The organism is Mycolicibacterium austroafricanum, assembly GCF_000612725.1.
Taxonomy (GTDB): Bacteria; Actinomycetota; Actinomycetes; order Mycobacteriales; family Mycobacteriaceae; genus Mycobacterium; species Mycobacterium austroafricanum.
The window spans coordinates 43592-68335 of record NZ_HG964462.1 but is presented as its reverse complement, the minus strand read 5'-3'; the positions used below and the strand labels follow the sequence as shown (position 1 = coordinate 68335).

Sequence of the window (24744 nt, the reverse complement as noted above, 5' to 3'; positions counted from 1 at the left end):
GCGACTCAGGCCACACAGAACGCGTTGCCCTCCGGGTCGGCCAGCACCGCCCACTCGAATTCGGGACCGAAGTTGTTCCGCCCCGTCTCCCGCGCGCCCAAACCGACCAGCCGGGCGACCTCGGCTTCGCGGTCCTCGGCGTGGAAGTCCAGGTGCACCTTGTTCTTGCCGGGTGTCGGATCGGGCACCCGCTGGAACCCGAGGGTGGGCCCACCCTCGCGCACGACCATGACGAATTCGCCTGGTGCGACCGCGTTCACCTCGCCGCCGGCCGCCTTGGACCACCAGTCGGCGAGGGCGTCAGGATCCACACAGTCGAACGTGACCATCTCAACTTTCAGTGACATGGCCCGACCCTAAGTCAGCCCGGTGACAAGAAAGCCGCAAGCGCCGCAGAATAGTCGGCGACATCGGCGGCCCCCATCACCTCACGCGCCGAGTGCATCGCCAGCTGGGCAGCGCCGACGTCGACGGTGGGGATCCCGGTGTTCGCCGCCGTCATCGGGCCGATGGTCGACCCGCAGGGCAGATCGGCGCGGTGCTCATAGCGCTGCAGGTTCACCCCGGCCTGCGCGCAGGCCAGCGCGAACGCCGCGGCGGTGCGCCCGTCGGTGGCGTAGCGCAGGTTGGGCTGCACCTTGAGCACCGGGCCGGCGTTGACCTCGATCAGGTGGCCGGGCTCGTGGCGGTCCGGGTAGTTCGGGTGGGTGGCGTGCGCCATGTCGCCCGAGGCGACCATCGACGCCGGCAGTCGGCGCAGGAAGTCCTCCCGGCTGCCGCCCGCGGCCAGCGTGATGCGCTCCAGCACGGTCAGCAGCAGCTCGGACTGGGCGCCGTGGTCGGATTGCGAACCGACCTCCTCGTGATCGAACAGCACCAGCACCGGAACGGCGTCTGCGCCCGCGCGGGCGGACAGGAACGCCTCCAGGCCTGCGTAGCACGTCGCCTGGTTGTCCAGTCGCGGCGCGCTGACCAGGTTGTCGTCCACCCCGGCCAGCCGGGACGGGGTCAGGTCGTGGGTCATCAGGTCGAAGCCGAGCACGTCGTCGCCGACGACGCCGGCCCGCCCCGCGACGAAGTCGAGGAAGGATCGGGCGCCGGTTCCTGTGCCCCACACGGCGTTGACGTGCCGCTGCGGGTTGAGCTCAACACCCTTACGGTCCTCGGACAGGTGGATGGCCAGCTGCGGCACCCGCAGGATCGGGTCGTCGACCCGCACCAGGGTGTGCCGGATCGAGTTGCCGTCGCGGACCGACAGCCGACCGCTGACCCCCAGGTCACGGTCAAGCCACGAGTTCAGCCAGGCCCCGCCGTAGGGCTGCAGCGCGACGACCTGCCACCCCGCCACGAACCGGTCCGGGTGCTGCTTGACGCGCAGGTTGGGGCTGTCGGTGTGGGCGCCGACGATACGAAACGGCAGGGCGCGGCTTCCGTCCGGCGAGCGCCACGCGATCAGCGATCCGGCACGCACCGCGAAGTGGTCTCCGGCGCCCGGCCACGGGTCGCTCTCGGACAGTTCGGTGAACCCGGCCGCGAGCAACCTCTCCGCGGCAGTGCGGCACACGTGGAACGGAGACGGTGAGGCGTCGATGAACTCACAGAGACCCTGGGGGCTAGCAGGCATCTTTCCATCTTCGCCGACCATCCCTTCCGATCTTGAATTAGGGTCGAGCCGTGCCTGCTCCCCTGCCACAGCCGGTCCTGGCACCGCTGACACCCGCAGCGATCTTCCTGGTGGCCACCATCGACGATGGTGGCGAGGAGGCTGTGCACGACGCGCTCGGTGACATCGCCGGTCTGGTGCGCGCCGTCGGTTTCCGGGACCCGGCCAAGCGGCTCTCGGTGGTGACGTCGATCGGGTCGCGGGCCTGGGACCGACTGTTCTCCGGGCCGCGCCCGGCAGAGCTACATCCGTTCATCGAGCTCGACGGCGGCCGCCATCACGCACCGTCGACGCCGGGCGATCTGCTGTTCCACATCCGCGCCGAGACGATGGACGTCTGCTTCGAACTGGCGACCAAGCTGGTCGCCGCGATGGGCGCAATCACCGTCGTCGACGAGACCCACGGCTTCCGGTTCTTCGACAACCGGGACCTGCTCGGATTCGTCGACGGCACCGAGAACCCCGACGGTCCGCTGGCCGACAGCGCCACCCAGATCGGGGACGAAGACCCCGACTTCGCGGGCGGCTGCTACGTGCACGTGCAGAAGTATCTGCACCTGATGGACGCGTGGAACGCGCTGTCGACCGAGGAACAGGAGCGGGTGATCGGCCGCACCAAACTCGACGACATCGAACTCGACGACGCGGTCAAGCCGGCCAACTCCCATGTGGCGCTCAACGTCATCGAAGACGAAGACGGCACCGAGCTCAAGATCGTGCGGCACAACATGCCGTTCGGTGAAATCGGGGCCGGCGAGTTCGGCACCTACTTCATCGGATACTCGCGCACCGCGGCGGTCACCGAGCGGATGCTGCGCAACATGTTCATCGGCGACCCGCCCGGCAACACCGACCGCGTGCTGGACTTCTCGACGGCCGTCACCGGGTCGATGTTCTTCACGCCGGTCATGGATTTCCTCAACAACCCTCCGCCGCTTCCGAATTCGGCGTCGGACACCGTGGCGCCCACCGATGTGACACCGGTCGGCTATGCGGGATCACTGGCGATCGGCAGTCTGAAAGGACAACCGCGATGAACAACCTGTACCGGCAGCTCGCACCGGTCACCGACGCGGCATGGGCCCAGATCGAGGAGGAGGCCACCCGCACGTTCAAGCGCTACATAGCGGGTCGCCGGGTCGTCGACGTCAGCGAGCCGGGCGGTCCTGTCACCGCCGGGGTGAGCACCGGTCATCTGCGCGACGTCGCCTCCCCCGGTGACGGTGTCGTCGCGCACCTGCGGGACGCGCAGCCGTTGGTGCGGCTGCGGGTTCCGTTCAGCCTCAAGCGGATCGACATCGACGACGTCGAACGCGGGTCGCAGGACTCCGACTGGGATCCGGTCAAGGAGGCCGCCAAGAAGCTGGCGTTCGCCGAGGACCGGGCGATCTTCGAGGGCTACGAGGCCGCGCACATCAACGGCATCCGCAGGTCGAGTTCGTGCCCGGCCCTGGCGCTGCCCGAGGATCCGCGCGAGATCCCCGACGTCATCAGCCAGGCGCTGTCGGAGCTGCGGCTGGCCGGCGTCGACGGACCGTACAGCGTGCTGTTGTCGGCCGACGTCTACACCAAGGTGAGCGAGACCACCGCGCACGGCTATCCGATCCGTGAGCACCTCAACCGGCTCGTCGACGGCGACATCATCTGGGCTCCCGCCATCGACGGTGCGATCGTGCTGTCCACCCGCGGCGGTGATTTCGACCTGCAGCTGGGCACCGACGTGTGCATCGGGTACCTGTCGCACGACGCCGAGACGGTGCAGCTGTACCTGCAGGAGACGATGACGTTCCTGTGCTACACCGCCGAGGCCTCGGTCGCGCTCAGCGCCTGAGGTAGCCGCCCCTCCCCTCCCCTGTCCCCTCCCTCTCGCGACCGTGCGTGTCTGCGGGCGACACGCCGGCAATTTAGGCTATTTCACGCACGCTCGCAGTCAGGTTCAGCGCGGGTCGACCAGCGAAAACAGCCTGTCGTCGGCGATGCCGATTCCGGACAATGATTTTCGCATCACGTTGGCCCCCACCATTGATCCCTCAGACGCTGGGCAGCTCGTCTGTCGGTCAGTTCGTCACGGAACTCGGGGTGTTGCCAGTAGAAGCGCAGCAGCCTGCGCAACGCGAAACCGTCCGGGGTGTACCAGTCCGACGCGAGTATCCGGGTCCGACCGTCGGAAGTGGTCAGATAGCTGCTGCCGGCGGTGTGAGCCCACTTCCTTGCCACCGACCGATCCGAGACGTCCGAGAGGTCGTCCCATGTGTGCTCCGCGCGGGAATAGGCGTCTCCGACTTCGAATCCGACGCCACTCAGTCGGAGGTAGCTCATCCCACCCTGGGTGGCGATCCGGCAGAGACTGGGCACCCCGACGACTACGCCTGCGGCGCTCATCAGCACGAACCACTTCTGGTCACGGGTGACGCCGGGAAGCTCAGCCATGCCGAGGGAACCGAAGACCGCATACAGCAACATGGAGACGAAGGCAGCGAGCGTCGACATCAGGGCCAGCCGATCCACTTTCGGATCGGGCCGCACCAGCGTTCCCCCGTCGCCGTACTGGACTCTCGGCCGGACCCTCCCCATTGCCACGATCAGCCTCACGGCGAGAAGGCCGAAAGCAAATACGGCGAAGCCGATGACGACCGACATCGACAGGTAGCGACCCTGCGCGAACAGCTTGAAAGCCCAAACTGTGCAGAACAACGCGAACGTTCCGCACACCAGAGCCGTTGCGGCAACAGATATCAAGGGCTTCACTTGGGACAGAGCACTTCCCCGACCACCGAGCCGACGTATCCGAACGCCCAGGACCCACCCAAGCTACCGACGAAGGCTCCTACCGGGCCGAAGGCCGCACCGCCCACCCCTGCCGTCGCGATACTGCCCACCGTGCCGAAGGTCCCCGAGACACCGGCGACGCAGGCGTCGTGCAGCGTCTCCGCCGACACCATGTTGTAGGCCATCGTGGCAAGACCGATCGCCGGCCCACCCCACTTCGCGCCCGTCTTGACCTTGTCCAGTTCCGCCGACGTCAGAGCGGGAATACCCTGTCCCGCTTTGGTTTCCAATCCCGAAAGCGCACCTCCGGCCAAGGTTGGAAGCGGGTCGGTGAAGAATTCGTCCGGAAGGACGCTCTCCCTGCCGTCTGCCGTGATACAGCTGCCGGTGCGGACGCCGGCGGCGGTCTCCGTCATGGTGATCGTCGTGCCATCCGCCCACGACACATTCGTCTTGATGCCACCGTCCTCCAGCGGAGTGGTCATGGTCTCCGAGATCCAGTTGCCGTTCTTGTCGCTGTGCAGGACCCGCGTCGTTCCGGCCGGGTAGACCTGCTGACTGGGCAGGCCCTGGTCGATGAACTCGGTGGCGACCTGGGTGCTGCCATCCATCATCGTGTAGGTCGTGACCCGATTGCCGTCTCGATCCTCTATGTCGGTGATGTCGCGGACGGTGGTGGCCATGTCCTGGGATCGGGCGATTTCCTGGAACTGCCTGCCTTCCTCGGTGTCGGGGCTTGGCACTTCGTCACCCGGTGGCCGTGTCAGCGGAATAGGCGGCTTCACCGGAAGATCCGGGGAGATTCCTTCGGTGGCCTGCGTCGCGAGCAGAGATGTGGATGCGGTCGAATCGGCTTCGTCGAGCGCGGTCAACAGTGGATTCAGCTCAGCCTGTACGGCATTCGCCTGCGCCTCGAGTTCGGCCGCCCTTTCCGCCGACATCCCTGCTGGGTCGATGAACACCACCCACTGATCGGAAACATTGAGTGGGCCCGCATCTATCTCGTCGGCCTTTGACTGCACCTGGGTCCGGTAGTTCGAGATCAAGGACCCGCCACGCTGGAGGGTCGCCGCGGCCCTCTCGGTGTAGTCCTTGAACGCAGACGCCCTGTCGGTGGCTCTGCCGAACATCGCTGCCGCCGCGGTATGCGCCGACCCCTGCCAGGTTTCGGCCTCGTCCATCCGATCGATTCCGTCGTCAAGTTCGCGGACTGTCTCGTAGAACTCCGTCCCCGACGCCCTGAGCGACGCGGCGGCAACAGTCAGCGATTCCGGGTTCCAACTTCGCAGACGCGAACGGGTGGGCAGCACGACTCAGAACAGCTTCTTGAAATCGCCCGCCAATGCTTCGTCGGTGACTTCGTAGCTGTCCCCCGCTCCGCGCACCGCGTCACCCATGGCCGCAATGTCGTCGGCAATGTCCTCGGCGATCAATTTGAGATGCACTCCGACCTGCCGCGCAGACCATTGCGTCTCCGAACCGGGAAGACCGTCGCCCGCTGTCTCCGCGGTGGTACCGATATGGGATCCGCCGATTACCGCCGCGGCCGCGTCGACCTGCGCGGCGAACGCGCGCAACAAGTCCGGATCAACTAACACCGTTCCCCCTGCCAGGTTCGTCGAAATTCGAACCTAACACCGGCAAAACAGGGGTCAGGACACCAAAACTGCGTCCAGCGCGGAGTAGAAGATGCCGAGCCCGTCGTCGGACGGGCCGGTCAGCGCCTCGGTGGCGTGCTCGGGGTGTGGCATCAGGCCGACGACACGACCGTTGGCCGAGCTGACGCCCGCGATACCGCGCATTGAACCGTTGAGGTTCTCGCGGTAGCGGAAGACCACCCGGCCCTCGCCCTCCAGTTCGTCGAGCACGGCTTCGCCGGCGACGTAGCGACCCTCGCCGGACTTCAACGGCACCAGCAGATCGGCGCCCTGCTCGTAGCGGGTCGTCCACGCGGTGGTGTTCGATGCGACCTCAAGCCAGGTGTCCCGGCAGATGAAGTGCAGCCCGGCGTTGCGGGTCAACGCACCCGGCAGCAGACCGGCCTCGCACAGCACCTGGAAGCCGTTGCAGATGCCCAGCACCGGCATACCGCGCCCGGCGGCCTCGATGACCTCGCCCATGACCGGCGCGAACTTCGCGATGGCCCCGGCCCGCAGGTAGTCACCGTAGGAGAAACCGCCCGGGACGACGACGGCGTCGACGCCCTTGAGGTCGGCGTCGGCGTGCCAGAGACTGACCGCCTCTGCCCCGGCCAGACGCACCGCTCTGGCTGCGTCGATGTCGTCGAGGGTGCCGGGGAAGGTGATCACACCCACCCGGGCGGTCATGCCTGGCCCTCCCGAGTGACGGTCCAGTCTTCGATCACGGTGTTGGCGAGCAGGGATTCGGCGATCTCGGCGAGCTTGTCGTCATCGATGTCGCCGTCGATCTCCAGCTCGAATCGCTTGCCCTGCCGGACATCCGAGATTCCGTCGAACCCGAGCCTGCCGAGCGCCCCGACAATCGCCTGTCCCTGGGGATCGAGGATTTCGGCCTTCGGCATGACGTGTACCACCACTTTTGCCACGGCGTCACTCTACCTGCGAGGACACCGGCACCGCCTCACCGGCACGAGCCCAGGTACGCCGCACACAGTGGGGCGGCCATCGCGTCGAGCACCTGTGTGTCCGGCGCCACCCCACGCCACTCGACCGCCGAGGGCAACGTCGACCACAGTGTCAGCTCGACCAGTGAGCTGTTGGCGGGTTCTGCGAGCAGGTAGGTGTGCATGACGCGGCGTCCGCCGTCGCTGATCACCGCCGCCAGATCCATGGCGTTGCTGGTCGTCAGCGACGGGGACACCTGCGGTGCGGTGAGGTGACAGGACGCCAGCGCCATCCGCGCCCACTCCAGCGTCTGCAGTGCGGTCCGGCCCCCGGTGACGGTGTCTCCCCGCCAGTGCATCACCTGCACGTGCAGGTTCCACTGCCCGGCGGGGTTGGTCACCCTGGCCTGCGCGGCGACGGAGTAGTCGCGGGGATCGGCCTCCCGGCCGGGACTGGCGCACCACGACTCGAACTCGAACCGAGGCGTGGCCGCGGTCACCGCGACGCCGTGGAGGCCGGGCCAGCGGTACACCGGGTACAGCGGCACGGAACTGGACACCATCCAGGCCGAGTCGGGGATCGCGTTGCACACCGGCGGGCACTCCCCGGGCACCCCACCCGCCTGCCCCGGCGTCAGGACAAGCCCGGACACCGCCACTGCCAGCGCCAACACCACACGTGCGAACATCCACACCCCCACCCAGCCCCTGAGCGCAACAATATAGGGATGCTGCAGCTCACACATTTCGGCCATTCATGCCTACTGGCGAGCTTCGACGACGGCTCCGGCGCCCAGACCACGGTGCTTTTCGATCCCGGCAACTTCTCACACGGTTTCGAGGGCATCACCGGCCTGGACGCCATCCTGATCACCCACCAGCACCCCGACCACGCCGACACCGCCCGGTTGCCCGCACTGGTCGAGGCCAACCCGCAGGCCGCCCTGTTCGCCGACCCGCAGACGGCGGCGCAGCTGGGCGGTTCGTGGCAGGCGGTCAACGTCGGCGACCAGCTGTCCATCGGGCATCTGACGGTGCGCGGCGCGGGTGGCACGCATGCCGTGATCCATCCGGAAATCCCTGTCATCGACAACATTTCGTATCTCGTCGGAGACGGCGAGCACCCAGCGAAGCTGATGCACCCCGGCGATGCGCTTTTCGTACCCGGCGAACCGGTCGACGTCCTCGCGACACCTGCCGCTGCCCCGTGGATGAAGATCTCCGAGGCCATCGACTACCTGCGCGCGGTGGCTCCGGTACACGCCGTGCCGATCCACCAGGCGATCATCGACCCCATCGGCCGGCCGATTTTCTACGGCCGGTTAACCGAGATGACCGACACCGACTTCCAGGTTCTCGAACAGGAGAGCGCGGTCACCTTCTGACCGCGAGCACTCACAAACTCGGGCGTGTCCCCGGCGTGTCGTGCGAGTTCGTGTCTGCTCGCGACGGCTCGCGACGTCAGCCGACCGCGGAGGCGGCGTGACGGCCCGCGGCCCGGCCGGAGAACACGCACCCGCCGAGGAACGTCCCCTCCAGCGAGCGGTAGCCGTGCACCCCGCCTCCGCCGAACCCGGCGGCCTCACCGGCGGCGTACAACCCCGGCAACACCGTGCCGTCATCGTGCAGCACCCGCGAGTCGAGGTCGGTCTGCAAGCCGCCCAACGACTTTCGCGTCAGAATGTGAAGCTTGACCGCGATCAGCGGGCCGGCCTTGGGGTCGGTCAGCCGGTGCGGAGCCACCACGCGGCTGATCCGGTCGGGCAGGTAGGCGCGCGCGGCGCGGATGGCGGTGATCTGGCCGTCCTTGGTGAACCGGTTCGTCACCTCGCGGTCGCGTGCGGTGACCTCGGCTTCGACCACGTCGAAATCCAGCGGCACGACGTCGGGTATCGCGTTCATCTTGGTGACCAGTTCACGCAACGAGGTCGCGGTGACGAAGTCGACGCCCTTGTCGACGAACGCGTGCACCGGCGCCGGCCCCTTGCGCCCCCGTTCGAGCACCGCGCGGATGCTGCGATCGGTCAGGTCGGGGTTCTGCTCCTGACCCGAGAGGCCGAACTCCTTGGCGATGATGCGTGAGTTCAGCACGAACCAGGTGTAGTCCTGGCCGGTCTGCGCGATGTACTCCAGCGTGCCGAGCGTGTCGAACCCCGGATACAGCGGCACCGGGAGCCGTTTACCCGCGGCGTCGAGCCACAGCGACGACGGTCCGGGCAGGATCCGGATGCCGTGCCGCGGCCAGATCGGGTCGTAGTTGGTGATGCCTTCGGTGTAGTGCCACATCCGGTCGCTGTTGATGACGCTGGCGCCTGCGGTCGCAGAGATCTCCAGCATGCGGCCGTCCACGTGGGCGGGTACCCCGCTGAGCAGCTGCTCGGGCACCCGACCCATCCGCTTGGGCCAGTACTTGCGAACCAGCTCGTGGTTGCCGCCGATGCCGCCGCTGGCCACGATCACCGCCTGGGCACGGAACTCGAAGTCGCCGACCACGTTTCGTGAGGACTCTGCACCGCGCACCGCGGACGACGGTTCCAGCACCGCTCCGCGGACGCCGACCACCGCGCCGTCGTCGACGATGAGCTCGTCGACGCGGTGCCGGTGCGCGAACCGCACCCGCGGGTTGCCGATCAGCCGGCGGGCGAAGATGTCGACGAGCGCGGGGCCCGTGCCCCAGGTGATGTGGAAGCGCGGCACCGAGTTCCCGTGGCCGTTGGCGCCGTAGCCGCCACGCTCGGCCCAGCCGACCAGCGGGAAGATCTGCAGACCGCGGTCCCGCAGCCAGCTGCGTTTCTCGCCGGCGGCGAAGTCGACGTAGGCATGCGCCCATTGCCGGGGCCAGTGGTCTTCGGGGCGGTCGAAGCCGGCGGTGCCCAGCCAGTCCTGCAACGCGAGTTCGTGACTGTCCCGGATACCCACCCGCCGCTGCTCGGGGCTGTCGACGAAGAAAAGTCCGCCGAAAGACCAGTACGCCTGGCCGCCGATGTTGGCCGAGTTCTCCTGGTCGACGATCAAGACCGACCGGCCGCGGTCGGCCAGTTCGCATGCCGCGACCAGACCGGCCAGCCCGGCGCCAACCACGACGACATCAGCAGCGCGCACATGAGGAGCAGAAGAGACGTCAGCCATGACGCCAATCTATCGACTGGATGCGCCTACGCGGCGTCGGTCAGCGCAGCTCGAGGCCGCCATTCGTACACCGTGGGTGCGCACGAGTGCATGAGCGCGAGGTCGACGGCGTCGAGCATGGCCTGTCGCGGGCCGGTGCGGCGCAGGTGCCGGGCCGCCACCGCCACCCGGACGATGCCCTCCCGGCGCGCGGTGCGCTTGGCGGCCAGCACCAGGGTGCGGCACCACCACGGTTCGGTCAGAAAGCCTTCGCCGATCCCGAGCACCCGCGCACGCACGGTGGTCCGACGGACCAGGTCGGTGATCCCCGCCAGCCCGGCTACCGTCCGGAAACCGTTGCGCGGCAACGCTGTCAGCGCGCCCTGCGACACATTCCAGCCCGGCGCGGCGAACAGCCGGGTGCGCAGGCCGAGATGCTCCATGATCCTGTCGGCGGCCATCAGCCGCAGGTTCGCCTCGTGTGCGGGCAGCGTCGCGAACTCGCCGCGGCGTTGCTTGGTGGCGGCCTCGTCGAAGCCGTGCAGCACGACCGCGTCACCGTGAGCGCGCTGCTCGACCAGCCAGTCGACGGTGGTCGGGTCGCGGTCGAGCCGGTATCCGCCTTTGAGGCGTGGCGCCACCAGGAACGATGCGGGGACGCCGCGGTCGTCGAGGGCAGCGCGGAACGCGGCGACGTCGGCCAGTGTGCGGTCGCTGATGCCCGAGATCGAAACGATCAGGTGTCCTGCCACACCCACAGTGTCGCAACGTCAGATGTCCTGACGGTGGACGACACTGCGCCTTCAGGTGTCGTTTCGGCTATCGCGGCACGACGGCTTCGATGGCCGCGATCACCTCGGGATCGTCGGGCGCGGTGCGGGGCCGGATCCGTTTGACGACCTTGCCGCCCGGGGCGAGCAGGAACTTCTCGAAATTCCACTGCACATCCCCGGCCTCACCGGCGTCGTCGGCGGTCTGGGTCAGCTCGGCGTAGAGCGGGTGCCTGTTGGGCCCGTTCACCTCGGCCTTCTCCAGCAACGGGAACGTCACACCGTAGTTGGTGGAGCAGAACGTCTGGATCTCCTCGGCGGTGCCCGGCTCCTGCCCCATGAACTGGTTGCAGGGCACACCGATCACCGTCAGGCCGCGCGGACCGTAGTCCTTCGCGAGCTGCTCGAGCGCGCCGTACTGCGGGGTCAGGCCACATTTGGAGGCGACGTTCACCACCAACGCCGCGCCGTCGGCCAACTCCGCCAAAGTGGTGGTGCGGCCGTCGAGCGTCGTCAAGGCGATTTCGGTGAGCGGCGTGTCGGTCATGTCGGGCACGTTACCGGTTCGCCGCCGAACAGCATGCCGGCGACCCGGCGGACCGTGGCCATCGGGTCACCGGTGGTGTTCACCGCCCCGTTGAGCCACAGCAGCGCAAAGCCGTGCACCAGAGACCAGGCGGCCAATGCAGCGGCCTGCGGATCGTCTTTGGCCCGCGGATCGTCCAATGTGCCTACGCCAGCGGCTAATTCGGAACCAGCTGCGGTTTCGGCGTCGACCAATGCCGGGTCGTCGGCGTGGTAGAGGGACTTGTCGAACATCACCTCGTAGTGGCCCGGGTTGGCGAGGGCGAACCGCACGTAGGCCAGTGCGGCGTCGAGGAACTCGGGCCGTGCCCGGCTGAGTTCCTCGGCGAGCCTTCGGAAGCCTTCGGTGGCGAGCGCGGTGAACAATCCACGGCGATCGGTGAAGTGGTGCGCGGGGGCCGCGTGCGAGACACCGGCGGCGCGCGCCAACTCGCGCAGCGAGACGCCGTCGGCACCACGCTCGGCCACCAGGTCGGCGGCGCGGGCCAGGATCGTGGCCCGCAGATCGCCGTGGTGGTAGGTCCCCCTGCTGCTCATTGCGCCATCATAGCCGCCATATCTTGACAGTGGCTAGATACACCTCCTACCGTGAATCTTGTCAGTGACAAGATTGGAGTCGTCATGATCGTCGTCGTCACCCTGATCGTGGGCACGCTCGCCGCTCGGCGGGTCGGGCTGCTCGGCCCGCAGAGCTGGGACTATCTCGACAGTTGGCCCGAGGCCGTCGCCGTCGGCCTGGCCGCGATGTTCGCGCTGACCGGCGTCGCGCACTTCGTCAATCCGTTGCGGCGCGACATGATCGCGATCGTGCCGCCCCGGCTGCCCGCGCCCGCAGCGTTGGTCACCATCACCGGCGTGCTCGAACTGCTCGGTGCCGTAGGGCTTATGTACCCGCCCACGCGCGCCGCGGCGGCCTGCGGCCTCGCCCTGCTGATGGTGCTGATGTTCCCGGCCAACGTCTATGCCGCGCGGATGCCTGATGCGCCGACATCGATGGCCACGCGCTTGGGTCCGCGAACCGTCGAACAGGTCGGCTTTCTAGGCGGCGCCGTCGTGGCCGGCCTTGGCGGCATCCAGTAGCCACGCGAACTGGAACGCCGTCTCCTTCCAGCGTTCATACCTCCCGCTGATGCCGCCGTGCCCGGCGTTCATCTCGGTCTTGAGCAACACCTTGACGGCGTCCGCGGCCGGATCCGTCTGGGCGTGGCGCAGCGCGGCAACCCATTTCGCCGGCTCCACGTAGTACACCCTGGTGTCGTTGAGCGAGGTCATCGCCAGGATCGCCGGATAGTTCCTCGACTCGACGTTCTCGTACGGCGAGTAGGACTTCATATAGGCGTAGACCTCGGGATCCTCAAGGGGATTGCCCCATTCGTCCCACTCGGTCACCGTCAGCGGAAGCGACGGATCGAGAATCGTGGTCAGCGGGTCGACGAAGGGAACGGTCGCCAGGATGCCGGCGAAAAGGTCCGGAGCCATGTTGGCCACCGCGCCCATCAGCAGACCGCCCGCGCTGCCCCCGTAGGCCACCATGTTCTCGGGCCGGGTGGTGCCGGTGTCGACGAGATGCCGCCCCACAGAGGCGAAATCGGTGAACGTGTTCCTCTTCTCGAGCAGCTTCCCATGCTCGTACCACGGGCGTCCGAGCTCACCCCCGCCACGGACATGGGCGACCGCGAAGATCATGCCGCGGTCCAGCAACGACAGCCGGGCGATCGAGAACCTCGGATCCTCGCAGGCTTCGTAGGCGCCGTAGCCGTACAGCAGCAGCGGTGCAGGGCCTTCCAGTCCGGCCCGGTGCACGACCGAGATCGGCACTCGCGCACCGTCTTCGGCGATGGCCCAGTCGCGCCGCTCGACGTAGTCTTCGGGGTGGTAGTCACCGAGCACGGGTTGTTCGCGCAGCAGGGTGCGCTCGCCGGTGGCCAGGTCGAGATCGTAGACACGCACCGGGGTGATGAAGGACGTCGCGCCGATCCGCATCTTGGGCGCGCTCCAGTTCGGATTGGCCGACAGCCCCACCGACATCAGCTCGGAATCGAACGTGATGTCTTGAGGGTCGCCGTATCCGGTGTCGCTCACCGGCCACAGCTGGATGCAGGGCAACGCGTCCTTGCGGTAGCTCACCACCAGGTGACCGGCGAACGCGTCGATGGAGTCCAACCGGACGTCGCTGCGGTGTTCGATCAGCGTGCGGACATCGGTGGGCGCGGCGACGGGTACCTCGACGAGCGTGAAATTCTCGGCTCCGTCGTTGTGCAGGATGAGGAACCGGTCCTCGCCGCCGACGACGGCATGGTCGAGGGAGTACTCGACCGAGTCGCGTCGCGGCCACACCGTGGTGAACTCGGCCTGCGGATCGGCCGCATCGGCATAACGCAGCTCCGAGGTGACCGCGCTGCCCGCCGCGATGATCACGTACTTGTTGCTGCGCGTGCGGCCCACGGCGACCCAGAACCGTTCGTCCGGTTCGTGGTGGACGCGCTCGGCGGGCAGCCCCGAGCCCAGGCGGTGCCGCCACACCGTGTCCGGGCGCCAGGCCTCGTCGACGGTCACGTAGTACACGGTGTTGTTGTCAGCGGCCCAGGTGGCCCCCGCGCCGATGCCGACGATCTCGTCGTCGTAGCGCTGCCCGGTCCGTAGGTCCTTGAACCGCAACGTGTACCGCTCGTCGCCCTTGACGTCGACCGAGTAGGCCAGGATGTTCCCGTCGACGCTGACGGTGGCGGCACCCAACGAGAAGAAGTCGTGCCCCTCGGCCTCGACGTTCTCGTCGAGCAGCACCTGCTCCCCCGGGATCTCGGTGTTCTCGTCGAACTGGGGCGGGGTCCAGTCGTCGGGATCCGTGACGGGACAACGGCATTGCACGCCGTACTGCTTGCCCTGGAAGCTGCGGCCGTAGTACCACCAGTCGCCGCGGCGGGTGGGCACCGACAGGTCGGTTTCCTTCGTCCTGGCCTTGATCTCGTCGAAGATCTGCTGTCGCAGCGGCGCCAGCTTCTCGGTCACGTGCTCGGTGAAGGCGTTCTCGGCCTCCAGATAGTCGACGACTTCCCGATTGTCCTTGTCGCGCAACCACTCGTAGGGGTCGATGAACACGTCACCGTGGTGTTCGCGTCGGGTGTCGATCCGCTTGGCGATCGGCGCCGGCGGTCCGGCCATCTCACTCGGCTTCACGCAGATACTCCGATCCAGTCATCGAACCGCAGCCCCGAAATACGTTCGTAGGCTTCGATGTAACGCGCCCTGGTGGCGTCGACGATGTCGGGCGGCAGCGGTGGTGGCGGCTGGTCGCCGTGCCGGTCCCAGCCGGAGTCGGGACCGGTGAGCCAATTGCGCACGAACTGCTTGTCGAAGCTGTTCTGCACCTGACCCTCGGCGTAGTCGTCGGCGCGCCAGTAGCGTGAGGAGTCCGGGGTGAACACTTCGTCGGCGAGCTTGAGCTCTCCTCGCGCGTCGACGCCGAACTCGAATTTGGTGTCGGCGACGATGATGCCCCGGGTCAGTGCGTGCGCGGCACCCTGGCTGTAGGTCCGCAGCGTGCGGTCACGAAGTTCCTCGGCACGTTCGGCGCCGATCAGCCCGACGACGTCGTCAAAGGAGATGTTGACGTCGTGCTCACCGAGCTCGGCCTTGGTGGCCGGGGTGAACAGCGGTTCATCGAACCTGCTGGCCTCCACCAGACCCGACGGCAGCGCGATGCCGCAGACCGTGCCGGTCTGCTGGTAGTCGATCAGCCCCGAACCCGTCAGGTAGCCGCGGGCCACCGCTTCCACCGGGAGCATCTCCAGTTGCTCGACCACCAGCGCCCGGCCGAGCACCTCCTCGGGGATGCGCTCGTCGTCGGGCGGGCCGGCCAGATGGTTGGACACTGCGGCGGTGCGGCTCAGATAGTCGAAGAAGAACACGCTCATCGCGGTCAGCACGCGCCCTTTGTCGGGAATCTCGGACTTGAGGATGTGGTCGTAGGCCGAGATCCGGTCCGTCGCGACGAACAGCAGGTGCCCGCCGTCGATGCGGTACAACTCACGGACCTTGCCGCTGGCCAGATGTTGGTAGTCGGTCAGAGCTGGGCGCATCGGGTCAGCCTATCGGTCCGCCGACAGGGCTCTGTGTGCTGTGATCGAACGCATGAAATCGCGGTGGGTTCCCTACGCCACTACCCCGGGCCGGTTGATGGCACAGCTGTTCAGCGACGTCGTGGTGGTCGGCTGGACGGCCATCTGGATCTTCGTGGGCACGGCCGTGCATTCGGCGGTGGCCACCATCGCCGACTTCGGCTATCAGGTGGAGAGCGGCGCCAACGGGGTGGCGGGCAACCTCGACTCGGCGGGCCAGAGCGCCGAAGACGTTCCCCTGATCGGCGGAGCGATCGGCGGTCCGCTGACCGCCGCCGGAGACGCCGCCCGCGAGATCGCGGGCGCGGGCCAGACGCTGGGCGTGACGGCGGGCTGGTTGGCGTGGCTGCTGGCGCTGGCGGTTGCCGCGCCGCCCATCCTGGCGCTGATGATGCCGTGGTTGTTCCTGCGGGTGCGATTCTTCCGGCGCAAGTGGACCGCCGTGACGCTGTCGTCCACCTGGGCCGGCGAGCAGTTGTTGGCCCTGCGGGCGTTGGCCAACCGGCCGTTGCCGAAGCTGGCGGCGATCAGCACCGACCCGGTGGGCGCGTGGCGCGAGCAGGACCCGGTGGCGATCCGCGGGCTGGCCGCCCTCGAGCTGCGTGCCTCCGGGATCAGGGCGGCCAACCTCAAACGCGCCAAGTGACCGGCGGGTGGTCAGCGACCGGCGGCACCGTCGAGCTTGGCCACCACGGATTGCCGGAGATGGTCGAGAAGGCCGACCAGCACGTCCTTTTCGGACCCGCCGGGCTGCGGCGGTGGTGTATCCCGCTAGCTGAGCAGCCGTTTGAGCGTCGTCCCGAACGGATGCCGCGCGGTCAGCGACCCGAATCGCATCTTGCCTGCGACCACGACGTGCAGCCGCTGCGAGGGCGGGCTCGCCGTGACCTTGACCGTCGTGGAGGACGCGACGTTTCCGACGCCGTTGAGATCGGCGGTGGCGCCGTCGGGAAGTACCAGCTCAGTCGAGCCGAAATAGTCGTCGATGTCGATATGCACCACCGGGCTCTGCAACACCGCGGACGTGAAATCCAAAGTGGTCGAACACATCCGGGTCACCAATCGCAACCGTGCCGGCACGGTCCACTGCCCCCTTCTTGACATGCTCGACATCCAGCCGCGGAGCACCTCCGGCGGCGCCGGGGCGGGCCGGTGACGGATGTGGGGCAGGTCGGCGATGACGGTGTCGAGTTCGCGGCGGGTCCGGGCCGCCAGCACGACGTCCACCCGCTCGGAGTATTCGTCGAGCGTCAGCATGCCCTGACCCATGGCATTTTCGAGGATGCGGGTCACCGCGGCGCGATCGGCGTCAGAGGCCCGGATGTCGGGGTGTTCGAAATCCATCACGTCCAGCCTATGTCACACCGCAAACGCCAGGACGCCGAAACCCGGGCGCGTGGTTGGGGTTACGCCCGATTCACGACTCGACTGAGCTGGAACGCCGGCCGGCCGGTGCCACCCGGCTGTGCTGGCGAGTCAGGTGCGACGAACGCTTCGCCGGCGCCTGGCGTGGCGTTGCAACCGGTTTCTCGCCGGAGGCGCGCCGCCGCAGGCGCGGATGCAGCGGCGGGAAGTTCAGGCTCAGCACCGCGGCCAGGGTGAAGTAGCTGCGCACCACCCGGAACACCAGATACTCCGGGATGTAGAGCACCGCGCGTGGCTGCCGCGACAGGCATACCGCGATTGCGACGAGCATCGGCAGACCGAGGAACACCGCCCACAGCCTCGGCTCGCTCAACCCCGGATAGGTCTTCTGGAACAGGCCGAAGATCAGCAGGCCGAACAGCAGCAGCGGGAGCATCATCGCCCGCCGTGCCGCGTTGGCCAGCTGGAAGGGCAGTACCACCACACCGGCCATCGAGCTGCGGTCGAGCAATGCCCGCCGGTTGTGGGCGGTGACGTGATAGATGCTGCGGAACCACCGGATTCGCTGTTCGCGCAGGTGCGCCCAGGTCTGCGGCACCTCGCTGAGATACACGGCGGTCGGTTCCGCCATGTTCAGATAGCCCTGACTGCTCATCCTCAGGCAGATGTCGGTGTCCTCGCCGTTCATGCCCTCGACGATCCCCCCGGCCTCGAGGACTGCGCGGCGCCGGTACACCACGAACATGCCCGGTTCGCCGAGGATCCCGTCGAACCCCATCATGGAGACCTGGAAGAAGCCGTGCTTGAGCAGGACCTCCACCATCCGGGCCCGGTCGAAGAATGTCCGGACCCGCGGGGGCCGCGGCATGCCACCGACGGCGCCGACCTTGGGGTTGGCGAAGTGGCGCAGCGTGACATCGAGGCAGTTCTCACCGATCACCGTGTCGGCGTCGATGCGGACCACGAACTCCTCACGGATGATCGATATCGCGTAGTTCAGCGCGACCGCCTTCCCGGGCTGCGCGCATGGCCGCACCTCGCCGGTGCAGTGCGCGCAGGCGGCCAGAGCGGCCTCGGCGGCGGCCGTGGTGGCGTCGGTGGAGGCATTGTCGATCACGTAGAGGTGCACAGGAGCGGCGTACCGGGCAGCCGCCCGGTCGACGGCCTCGATGGCGGCGGCGATGTCGTGGGCCTCGTTGTGGGCGGGGACCATCACGGCCAGCGGGGGCGCGAAGCGCGCCCGGCGTGACCAGCGGACCATCAGTAACCCGATGCTCGCGGTGATGATCACGAACAGCTGCTGCACCAGGAAGATGCCAGGACCGACCCCGCCCAGCAGCGCCCATTCCCGCATGAACTCGGTCGTGAGCGGGGTGCGCTGCTCGATCCACGCAGCCAGCACGAACGCCACCACCAACGGCACGATCAGGCGCACCCACGCATGCCAGCGAATGCGCCCGACCGGCGGCAGATCGACCGGTTTGGGCAGCCGGGCATGCCGCAGGATCACGAACGGGAACACGACCAGCGACGCCAGACTGGACGCCAGCTGCTGACCGACGACCTCCGCTTCGAACAGCCCCAGGGAGTGACCGATGTATGCCGACAGGTCCACCACCAGGCAGATCAGCAGGCCCTTGCCGACCATTTCCCCACCCACCGCCAGCCGCCGCCACCAATTGGTGGCCAGGGAGAACGCCACCGCGGCGGCGATCAGCAGAAGGAACAGCCGCACGGGGATCGCGGCGCTCTGGCCCTCGGCGCGGATGAACACCAAGTCGCGGGGGGTGTACGGGTCGGCGCGGCGGACGATTTCGGTGGTGATGAGCAGTGCCACCACGCTGAGTGAGAAGAAGTTCATCAGCGCGCCGTTGGCCGCGCTCGGCGGGCGGTTGACGGAGTATTCCGGGGGCGCACTGTCGATCGAGCGGTAGTGCTCCTCGACCCCCCGCGGGCCGGGATCGCTCACGGGAACCGCTCCGTGGGCGCCGGGGTCAGGATGCCCCCCGCGTCGCTGACGACGACTCCGCCGTCGACGCCGGTCACCAGCCGGGCCGCTTCGCGCCCGTAGGGCACCGGGTTGTCCGGGGGCCGACCCACCGGGATGACCACCAGGCCGCGCGCCGCGCCGGCCGCGGCGCGTTCCACGACGAGACCGTTCTGGAACGCCTGCAGGTCGAAGCCCGCAGCCACCAGGCGGCCGTCGACCAGGCGCACCGGCACATCCACCCCCGGCGGCGGGTTGCCGAACAGGAAGAACGGCCGATCTGCCGGTAGCCCGTCCCAGACGAAGGGCGTCTGCTGCAGCCAGCCTCTGAAGTGGGCCAGTGTCGGCACCAGGGCGGCCAGCGACGTCGCCGGATCGTCGGTGCTCGACGCCGGCAGCATGATGTCGAAGCCCGCTGCGAAATCGGCAGGGACGGCGGTCAGACCGGCGCCGGGGCCGCCGAGCACCAGGCTCGAGGTGGGCAGCAGCTGGACGTCGTAGCTGGGGCTGCGCGTAGTGCATCCGACCAGGTCACGGTCGCGGAGCAGGGTCACCGCCAGATCGTTTCGGAGCGCCTCGATGCCCTCCGGTATCGGCACCGTGACATCCTGGGTGGCGCTGCCCCCCGCCAGCTGCACGCTGTCGAGGAGTTGACCGTTGAGCTGGATCTGCACCATCCAGCGGGCCTCCTCGCCGATCAGCGGAAGGCGCAGCTGCAGCCGCACCTCGCGGGGCACGCGGCCGCCGGGCAGCTCGGTGAGCCAGTACGGAGTTCGCCACACCCGTCTGTCGCCGATGCGCTGCACGGCCGTGTCCATACCGAGCGGTGCCAGCGACACCGCATCACCCACCGGCTCTTCGGGGCTGTCGACCCGGGACTCGTTGGCGGCGCTGTCGGCGGTGGTGACAGCGTCGGTGAGGAGTAACGGAGCGGCCGCCTGGGCGGCCGGGTCGGTGAGTGCCAGCACGGCGGTGTCGTCGATGCGGCCGACCTGCCAGGTGCGCGGACCGGCGTCCTCGGGCGCGGTCCAGCCCAGCTCGGTCAACCGGTCGACGGGCCCGAGCAGGATGCGGCTGCGCCAATTGCCCGGGGGCGAATCGGCGACCGCGTGGTAGGACACCCGGTAGCCGCGCTGGGTCAGCGCGACCCCCATCCTCACGGCGGTCTCGAACCAGGCGCGGTCCTCCTTCGGCGCGGCGAGCTCGAGGGTGACGTCCCGGTTGAGCGCCCCGACCGCGTCGCGCACGCTGTACACAGGGTTGTACAGAGTCGCCTCGATGCGGGTTTCCGCGGGATCGAGCAGGACGAACGAACCGAGTTCGTTGGTCGGGTTGCACGTCCCCTCGTCGAGAGCGCCCGTGAGCCTCATCTGGACGGTGACGCTGCCGTCGTCGAGGACACCCGGGGGCAGCAGGATCTCGGCCTTGACGTCGTGATTGCCCGGCTTGAGTTCGTCGACATAGACCGACTCACCGTCGGCCAGCACCCGCAGGAACACGGTGCTCGCCTCGGCCACCTGTGCACGGCCGGCGAGCAGGAGATGGGCGTGGTCGACACGCGAGTCGACCGGAAGAGGCGCGGTGACCGCCTTCGCGAGGGTGCCGTCGTCGCTGAGCCGGACGCCGTCGCGCTCGCCCAGGTCGGCGAGCGACTTGATGTAGGCCAGCTCCGGCGGCGGGCCTTCCTGGAACGGGGTCTCGAACCAGCCGGGACGCACCAGGATGAAGACGGCCACCAACGCCAGGATGATGACGAGGATGACCGCCGCCCCGCCCGGGATCCAGCGCCGTACCGCGTGGCGCCGTTCCGCGGCGCCGTGGTGGGTCGGCTGCGACTCGGGGTCGGTCACCGGGACACCTTCTGGGCTGCGCAGCGACGCTCGGCGTTCCAGTAGGACACCGACGGGATCTTGCTGACGTCGCAGCGGTTTGCGTATTCCTTCGCGATCTCCATGGATTCGCCGAGCAGGCCCGCCTCCATCAGGATCGGGTCCAGGCCGAGCCGCTTCAGGTTGTCGCTGCGCACCGCCAGTTCGTTCTCGTCCGCCTCGGCCCGCGGGTTGGGCAGATAGGCCACGGCGGCCCCGACCAGCCGTTCGAGCAGTTCGGCCAGGTCACGCACCCGCAGCGTCTCGGCAACCTGGTTCATGATCCGGACCCGGCGGCCGACCTGGTCGCCGGACTCGATGGCCAACCGCACGCACCGAACGGTGTCCTGGATGTTGATGAAGGCCCGTGTCTGGCCGCCGGTGCCGTGCACGGTGAGCGGATAGCCGATGGCGGCCTGCATCAGGAACCGGTTGAGCACCGTGCCGAAGTCGCCGTCGTAGTCGAAGCGGTTGATCAACCGGGGGTCGCGGCGGGTCTCCGCGGTCTGGGTACCCCAGACGATGCCCTGGTGCAGATCGGTGACGCGGATGCCGTCGTTGTGGGCGTAGAACTGGAACAGCAGTTGGTCGAGCGACTTGGTGAGGTGGTAGACGCTGCCGGGTTTGGTGGGGTAGAGCGCCTCGCGAGTCACCACGGCACCGTGCCGGTCGGGATAGCTGATCGTCAGGTACCCCTCGGGCAGGTCCACCGCCGAAGTCTCGTAGCCGTAGACGCCCATCGTGCCGAGGTGCACCAGTTGGCTGTCGAGCCGCGCCTCCACCAGCGCCGCGAGGACGTTGTGGGTGGCGTTGACGTTGTTGTCCACCGTGTAGCACTTGTGCGCGGCGTCCTTCATCGAATACGGGGCGGCGCGTTGTTCGGCGAAATGTACGACGGCGTCCGGACGGTAGGTACGCAGCGTGTTCAGTAACGCATCGTAATCCCTGGCGACGTCGAACATCTCGAGCTGGAGGCACCGGCCGGACACCTCACGCCAGGCTTCGATCCGCTCGGGCAGCGACACGATCGGCGTCAATGACTGCACCCCGAGCTCCACGTCCATCCTGCGGCGAATCTCGTTGTCCACGATGCGCACGTCGTGCCCGGCATCCGACAGGTGCAGCGCGGTGGGCCACCCGCAGAAACCGTCCCCACCAAGGACCAGTACGCGCATAGTGCCTCCCCCGAAGACCCTGGCCGCTCAGATTATCGACAATCCGTGGTACTCATCGGGGAACGGTCAAGAATGACGCTCAGCGTGAGGCGAACTCGACCACCAGGTGACGGATGCCGGTGTGCCGATTGCTGCGCGTCCATTCCACCGGCAGGGCCAGGTGTGCCGCCGGGTGACGACGCAGGATCTCCTCGAAGATCACCCGTAGCTCCAGGCGGGCCAGGTTGGCACCGAGGCAGTAGTGCACGCCCTGCCCGAATCCCAAGTGCGGGTTGGGTTTACGTGTGATGTCGAAGTGGTCGGGAGACGCGAAGACGGCGGCGTCGCGGTTGGCCGAGCCTTCCCACACCAGCACCTTCTGGCCGGCTTCGATGGTGTGGCCGCCCAGGGTCGCGCGCCGGGTTGCGGTGCGCCGCTTCGACGGTGACGGCGACGTCCACCGGATCATCTCCTCGATGGCCGTCGGCAGCAGCCCGGGGTCCGCACGCAGCGCACGGTAGGCGTCGGGGTTCTCGATCAGCGCGAGCAGACCGCCTGCGATGGCGTTGCGGGTGGTCTCCGCGCCCGCGCTGAACAGCAGGTTGAAGAACAGGTAGCTCTCCAGGTCGGACAGTTGCGGGTCGCCGGAATTCACCACCACCGACAGCATGTCGTCACCGGGCTGGGCCCGCTTGGCGGCGATGAGCTCCTGGCCGTACTCGAACATCCGTGACCCGGCCTCCTCCACGGAGAGCCGGGTGATCGACGCCTTGCGGGCACCACCGAAATCGAAGCTCGGTTCGATGGCTTCGAACAGCCAATGTCGTTCGGATTCAGGAACTCCCAGCAGGATGCAGATCATCTGCATCGGCACCTCGGCCGCGATGTCGGTGAGGAAGTCGACGGGGGTGCCGGGTTCGACCTCGTCGAGCAGGCGCCGGGCCCGCTCCCGTAGGTCGTCCTCGACGCGGCGGATCATCCGCGGTGTCAGACCGGAGCTGACGAGCCTGCGTACCGCGGAGTGCCGCGGGTCGTCCATCATGTTCAGCAGCTGACCGGCGATCGGCAGGTCCTGCAGCAGGGTGCCGCCGAAGGCCCGCTCACCACCGGTCACCGACGAGTAGGTCTCCGGATCACGAAACACCGCAAGGGTTTCGGCGTGCGTGGCCACCGACCAGAAGCCTTCACCGTCGGGGGTGTTCTCGGTCGGCTCATGCCAGTAGACCGGGGCCTGCTCGCGGTGCAGCGCGAACAGCCCGTGCGGGAACCCGGCCGCGAAGTTGTCCAGATCGGTGAAGTCGACCGCGGCCAGGGCTCCCGCCACCCTCACAGGATCGCGCCCGAGGTGTATTCGGCCGCTTCGGGATACCGGGCGATCAGATCGTCGACGGCCGCCACCACCCGGTCCACCTGGTCGCCCGCCGCGCCGGTGAAGACCTGTTTGTCGGCGAGCGCGGCATCGAGTGCCTGCCGGTCCAGCGGCAGCCGCGGGTCGGCGGCGAGCCGGTCCAGCAGGTCGGGTTCGGCGCCCTTCTCCCGCATCGCCAGCGCCACCGCGACCGCGTGCTCCTTGATGACCTCGTGCGCGGTCTCGCGCCCCACCCCGGCGCGCACCGCGGCGATGAGGATCCTCGTGGTGGCCAGGAACGGCAGGTAGCGGTCGAGTTCACGCTGGATCACCGCCGGGTAGGCGCCGAATTCGTCGAGGACCGTCAGGAACGTCTCGGTCTGCCCGTCGAGGGCGAAGAACGCGTCGGGCAGCGCGACCCGGCGCACCACCGAGCAGAACACATCCCCTTCGTTCCACTGCGCGCCGGCGAGTTCTGCTGTCATGGAGGCATATCCGCGCAGCACCACCTGCAGGCCGTTCACGCGTTCGCACGAGCGGGTGTTCATCTTGTGCGGCATCGCCGAGGATCCGACCTGCCCGGGCGCGAACCCTTCGGTGACCAGCTCGTGTCCGGCCATCAGCCGGATGGTGTGCGCCATCGAGGACGGCCCGGCGCCCAGCTGCACGAGCGCCGACACCACGTCATGGTCCAGGGAGCGCGGATACACCTGACCGACGCTGGTGAAGATGTCGGTGAACCCCAGAAATCCTGCGACCCGGCGCTCAAGGTCGGCGAGGCGGTCGGTGTCACCGTCGAACAGGTCGAGCATGTCCTGCGCGGTGCCCATCGGGCCCTTGATGCCGCGCAGTGGGTACCGGTCGATCAGCTCGCGCACCCTCTGCAGCGCGACCAGGAGTTCCTCGGCCGCGGACGCGAACCGCTTGCCCAAGGTGGTGGCCTGGGCCGCGACGTTGTGGCTGCGGCCGGCCATCACCAGGTCGCGGTAGAGGGCGGCCCGCTCGGCCAGCCGAGCGACGACGGCGATACCGCGGGCGTGCACGAGTTCCAGCGACCGACGGATCTGCAGCTGTTCGACGTTCTCGGTCAGGTCGCGGCTGGTCATGCCCTTGTGCACGTGCTCGTGACCGGCCAGCGCGTTGAACTCTTCGATCCGTGCCTTCACGTCGTGCCGCAGCACCCGTTCACGCGCCGCGATCGACGCCAGATCGACCTCCTCGAGCACCCGCTCATAGTCGGCGACCACCCCGTCGGGCACGCCCACACCGAGCTCTGCCTGGGCCTTCAGCACCGCCAGCCACAACCGCCGCTCGGCGACGATCTTGGCTTCGGGCGACCAGATCGCCACCATCTCGTCGCTGGCGTATCGATGGGCCAGCACATCGGGAACAGGCACGGGGTTGCTCACGAACACACAGCTTATC

At 68.0% G+C, this 24744-nt stretch carries 25 protein-coding genes; 5 read left to right on the top strand and 20 right to left on the bottom strand.

All coding sequences use genetic code 11. The features are described from left to right. Nucleotides 1-5: 5 nt before the first annotated feature. Together BN976_RS30875 and BN976_RS30870 are read right to left on the bottom strand one after the other, a co-directional pair. Nucleotides 6-347: a VOC family protein gene (locus BN976_RS30875; RefSeq protein WP_011782261.1), complete on the bottom strand. Its 342-nt coding sequence runs from the start codon at nt 345-347 to the stop codon at nt 6-8. Nucleotides 348-361: 14 nt separating this feature from the next. Beyond that, the gene (locus tag BN976_RS30870; RefSeq protein ID WP_011782262.1) at nt 362-1624 is read right to left on the bottom strand and encodes a M18 family aminopeptidase; all 1263 of its coding nucleotides are present in this window, start codon (nt 1622-1624) and stop codon (nt 362-364) included. 50 nt (nt 1625-1674) lie between these two features. On the opposite strand from BN976_RS30870, the gene BN976_RS30865 reads away from it, so the two are divergent. After that, nucleotides 1675-2700 (top strand): Dyp-type peroxidase, encoded by a 1026-nt coding sequence (locus BN976_RS30865; RefSeq protein WP_036377392.1) that lies wholly within the window; start codon nt 1675-1677, stop codon nt 2698-2700. Continuing rightward, nucleotides 2697-3494 (top strand): family 1 encapsulin nanocompartment shell protein, encoded by a 798-nt coding sequence (locus BN976_RS30860; RefSeq protein ID WP_011782264.1) that lies wholly within the window; start codon nt 2697-2699, stop codon nt 3492-3494. Before BN976_RS30865 ends, BN976_RS30860 begins: the two co-directional genes overlap by 4 nt. Before the next feature lie 173 nt (nt 3495-3667). Here the strand turns inward: BN976_RS30860 and BN976_RS30855 are convergent, their stop codons facing one another. The 6 genes from BN976_RS30855 to BN976_RS30830 are packed head-to-tail and all read right to left on the bottom strand — an operon-like array spanning nt 3668 to nt 7705. Next, nucleotides 3668-4411, bottom strand: a complete 744-nt coding sequence (locus BN976_RS30855; protein WP_145978015.1) for a hypothetical protein — start codon at nt 4409-4411, stop codon at nt 3668-3670. Beyond that, nucleotides 4408-5742 carry a WXG100 family type VII secretion target gene (locus BN976_RS30850; RefSeq protein ID WP_036377386.1) on the bottom strand — a complete coding sequence of 445 codons (1335 nt, stop codon included), beginning with the start codon at nt 5740-5742 and terminating at the stop codon, nt 4408-4410. Before BN976_RS30850 ends, BN976_RS30855 begins: the two co-directional genes overlap by 4 nt. A gap of 3 nt (nt 5743-5745) precedes the next feature. After that, complete coding sequence (locus BN976_RS30845) at nt 5746-6030, bottom strand: type VII secretion target (protein WP_036377384.1); 285 nt, start codon at nt 6028-6030, stop codon at nt 5746-5748. Nucleotides 6031-6084: 54 nt separating this feature from the next. After that, entirely contained in the window at nt 6085-6759 is a 675-nt protein-coding gene (gene purQ, locus BN976_RS30840) for a phosphoribosylformylglycinamidine synthase subunit PurQ (protein WP_011782269.1), read from the bottom strand. Then, on the bottom strand, nt 6756-6998 hold the full coding sequence (gene purS / locus BN976_RS30835) for a phosphoribosylformylglycinamidine synthase subunit PurS (RefSeq protein WP_011782270.1): 243 nt from the start codon (nt 6996-6998) through the stop codon (nt 6756-6758). The genes purQ and purS overlap by 4 nt, the downstream gene beginning before the upstream one ends. Before the next feature lie 35 nt (nt 6999-7033). Further along, nucleotides 7034-7705: a hypothetical protein gene (locus BN976_RS30830; RefSeq protein WP_051558672.1), complete on the bottom strand. Its 672-nt coding sequence runs from the start codon at nt 7703-7705 to the stop codon at nt 7034-7036. 42 nt (nt 7706-7747) lie between these two features. Here BN976_RS30830 and BN976_RS30825 point away from each other — a divergent pair, with 42 nt between their 5' ends. Next, a complete protein-coding gene (locus tag BN976_RS30825) occupies nt 7748-8401 on the top strand; it encodes an MBL fold metallo-hydrolase (protein WP_036377523.1) in 654 nt (217 codons plus the stop codon). A 76-nt stretch (nt 8402-8477) separates the two neighbouring features. Here the strand turns inward: BN976_RS30825 and BN976_RS30820 are convergent, their stop codons facing one another. From BN976_RS30820 to BN976_RS30805, 4 genes are all read right to left on the bottom strand, one after another. Further along, a complete protein-coding gene (locus BN976_RS30820; protein ID WP_051558669.1) occupies nt 8478-10145 on the bottom strand; it encodes an FAD-binding dehydrogenase in 1668 nt (555 codons plus the stop codon). 26 nt (nt 10146-10171) lie between these two features. Then, a complete protein-coding gene (locus tag BN976_RS30815) occupies nt 10172-10876 on the bottom strand; it encodes a DUF2334 domain-containing protein (protein WP_036377379.1) in 705 nt (234 codons plus the stop codon). 67 nt (nt 10877-10943) lie between these two features. Then, entirely contained in the window at nt 10944-11441 is a 498-nt protein-coding gene (locus BN976_RS30810) for a glutathione peroxidase (protein ID WP_011782275.1), read from the bottom strand. Beyond that, a complete protein-coding gene (locus BN976_RS30805; RefSeq protein WP_036377377.1) occupies nt 11438-12016 on the bottom strand; it encodes a TetR/AcrR family transcriptional regulator in 579 nt (192 codons plus the stop codon). The genes BN976_RS30810 and BN976_RS30805 overlap by 4 nt, the downstream gene beginning before the upstream one ends. An 84-nt stretch (nt 12017-12100) precedes the next feature. Here BN976_RS30805 and BN976_RS30800 point away from each other — a divergent pair, with 84 nt between their 5' ends. Further along, complete coding sequence (locus BN976_RS30800) at nt 12101-12559, top strand: DoxX family protein (protein ID WP_036377520.1); 459 nt, start codon at nt 12101-12103, stop codon at nt 12557-12559. On the opposite strand, the gene BN976_RS30795 is transcribed toward BN976_RS30800, so the two are convergent. After that, on the bottom strand, nt 12518-14641 hold the full coding sequence (locus tag BN976_RS30795) for a S9 family peptidase (RefSeq protein ID WP_036377517.1): 2124 nt from the start codon (nt 14639-14641) through the stop codon (nt 12518-12520). The two genes, BN976_RS30800 and BN976_RS30795, sit on opposite strands and share 42 nt — an antisense overlap. Nucleotides 14642-14652: 11 nt before the next feature. Beyond that, a complete protein-coding gene (locus BN976_RS30790; RefSeq protein WP_011782279.1) occupies nt 14653-15558 on the bottom strand; it encodes a phosphoribosylaminoimidazolesuccinocarboxamide synthase in 906 nt (301 codons plus the stop codon). A gap of 52 nt (nt 15559-15610) precedes the next feature. On the opposite strand from BN976_RS30790, the gene BN976_RS30785 reads away from it, so the two are divergent. Further along, complete coding sequence (locus BN976_RS30785; protein WP_011782280.1) at nt 15611-16243, top strand: hypothetical protein; 633 nt, start codon at nt 15611-15613, stop codon at nt 16241-16243. A gap of 125 nt (nt 16244-16368) precedes the next feature. Here the strand turns inward: BN976_RS30785 and BN976_RS30780 are convergent, their stop codons facing one another. From BN976_RS30780 to purB, 6 genes are all read right to left on the bottom strand, one after another. Beyond that, the gene (locus BN976_RS30780) at nt 16369-16941 is read right to left on the bottom strand and encodes a DUF1707 SHOCT-like domain-containing protein (protein WP_036377514.1); all 573 of its coding nucleotides are present in this window, start codon (nt 16939-16941) and stop codon (nt 16369-16371) included. Nucleotides 16942-17014: 73 nt separating this feature from the next. After that, nucleotides 17015-18931 (bottom strand): glycosyltransferase family 2 protein, encoded by a 1917-nt coding sequence (locus tag BN976_RS30775; protein ID WP_036377373.1) that lies wholly within the window; start codon nt 18929-18931, stop codon nt 17015-17017. Further along, nucleotides 18928-20799, bottom strand: coding sequence for a hypothetical protein (locus BN976_RS30770; protein ID WP_084182477.1), 1872 nt, complete (start codon nt 20797-20799; stop codon nt 18928-18930). The genes BN976_RS30775 and BN976_RS30770 overlap by 4 nt, the downstream gene beginning before the upstream one ends. Further along, on the bottom strand, nt 20796-21992 hold the full coding sequence (locus tag BN976_RS30765; protein ID WP_036377367.1) for an NAD-dependent epimerase/dehydratase family protein: 1197 nt from the start codon (nt 21990-21992) through the stop codon (nt 20796-20798). Before BN976_RS30765 ends, BN976_RS30770 begins: the two co-directional genes overlap by 4 nt. A 79-nt stretch (nt 21993-22071) precedes the next feature. Then, nucleotides 22072-23301 carry a cytochrome P450 gene (locus BN976_RS30760; protein ID WP_036377363.1) on the bottom strand — a complete coding sequence of 410 codons (1230 nt, stop codon included), beginning with the start codon at nt 23299-23301 and terminating at the stop codon, nt 22072-22074. Beyond that, nucleotides 23298-24716 (bottom strand): adenylosuccinate lyase, encoded by a 1419-nt coding sequence (purB, locus tag BN976_RS30755; RefSeq protein ID WP_036377511.1) that lies wholly within the window; start codon nt 24714-24716, stop codon nt 23298-23300. Before purB ends, BN976_RS30760 begins: the two co-directional genes overlap by 4 nt. Nucleotides 24717-24744: the final 28 nt, after the last annotated feature.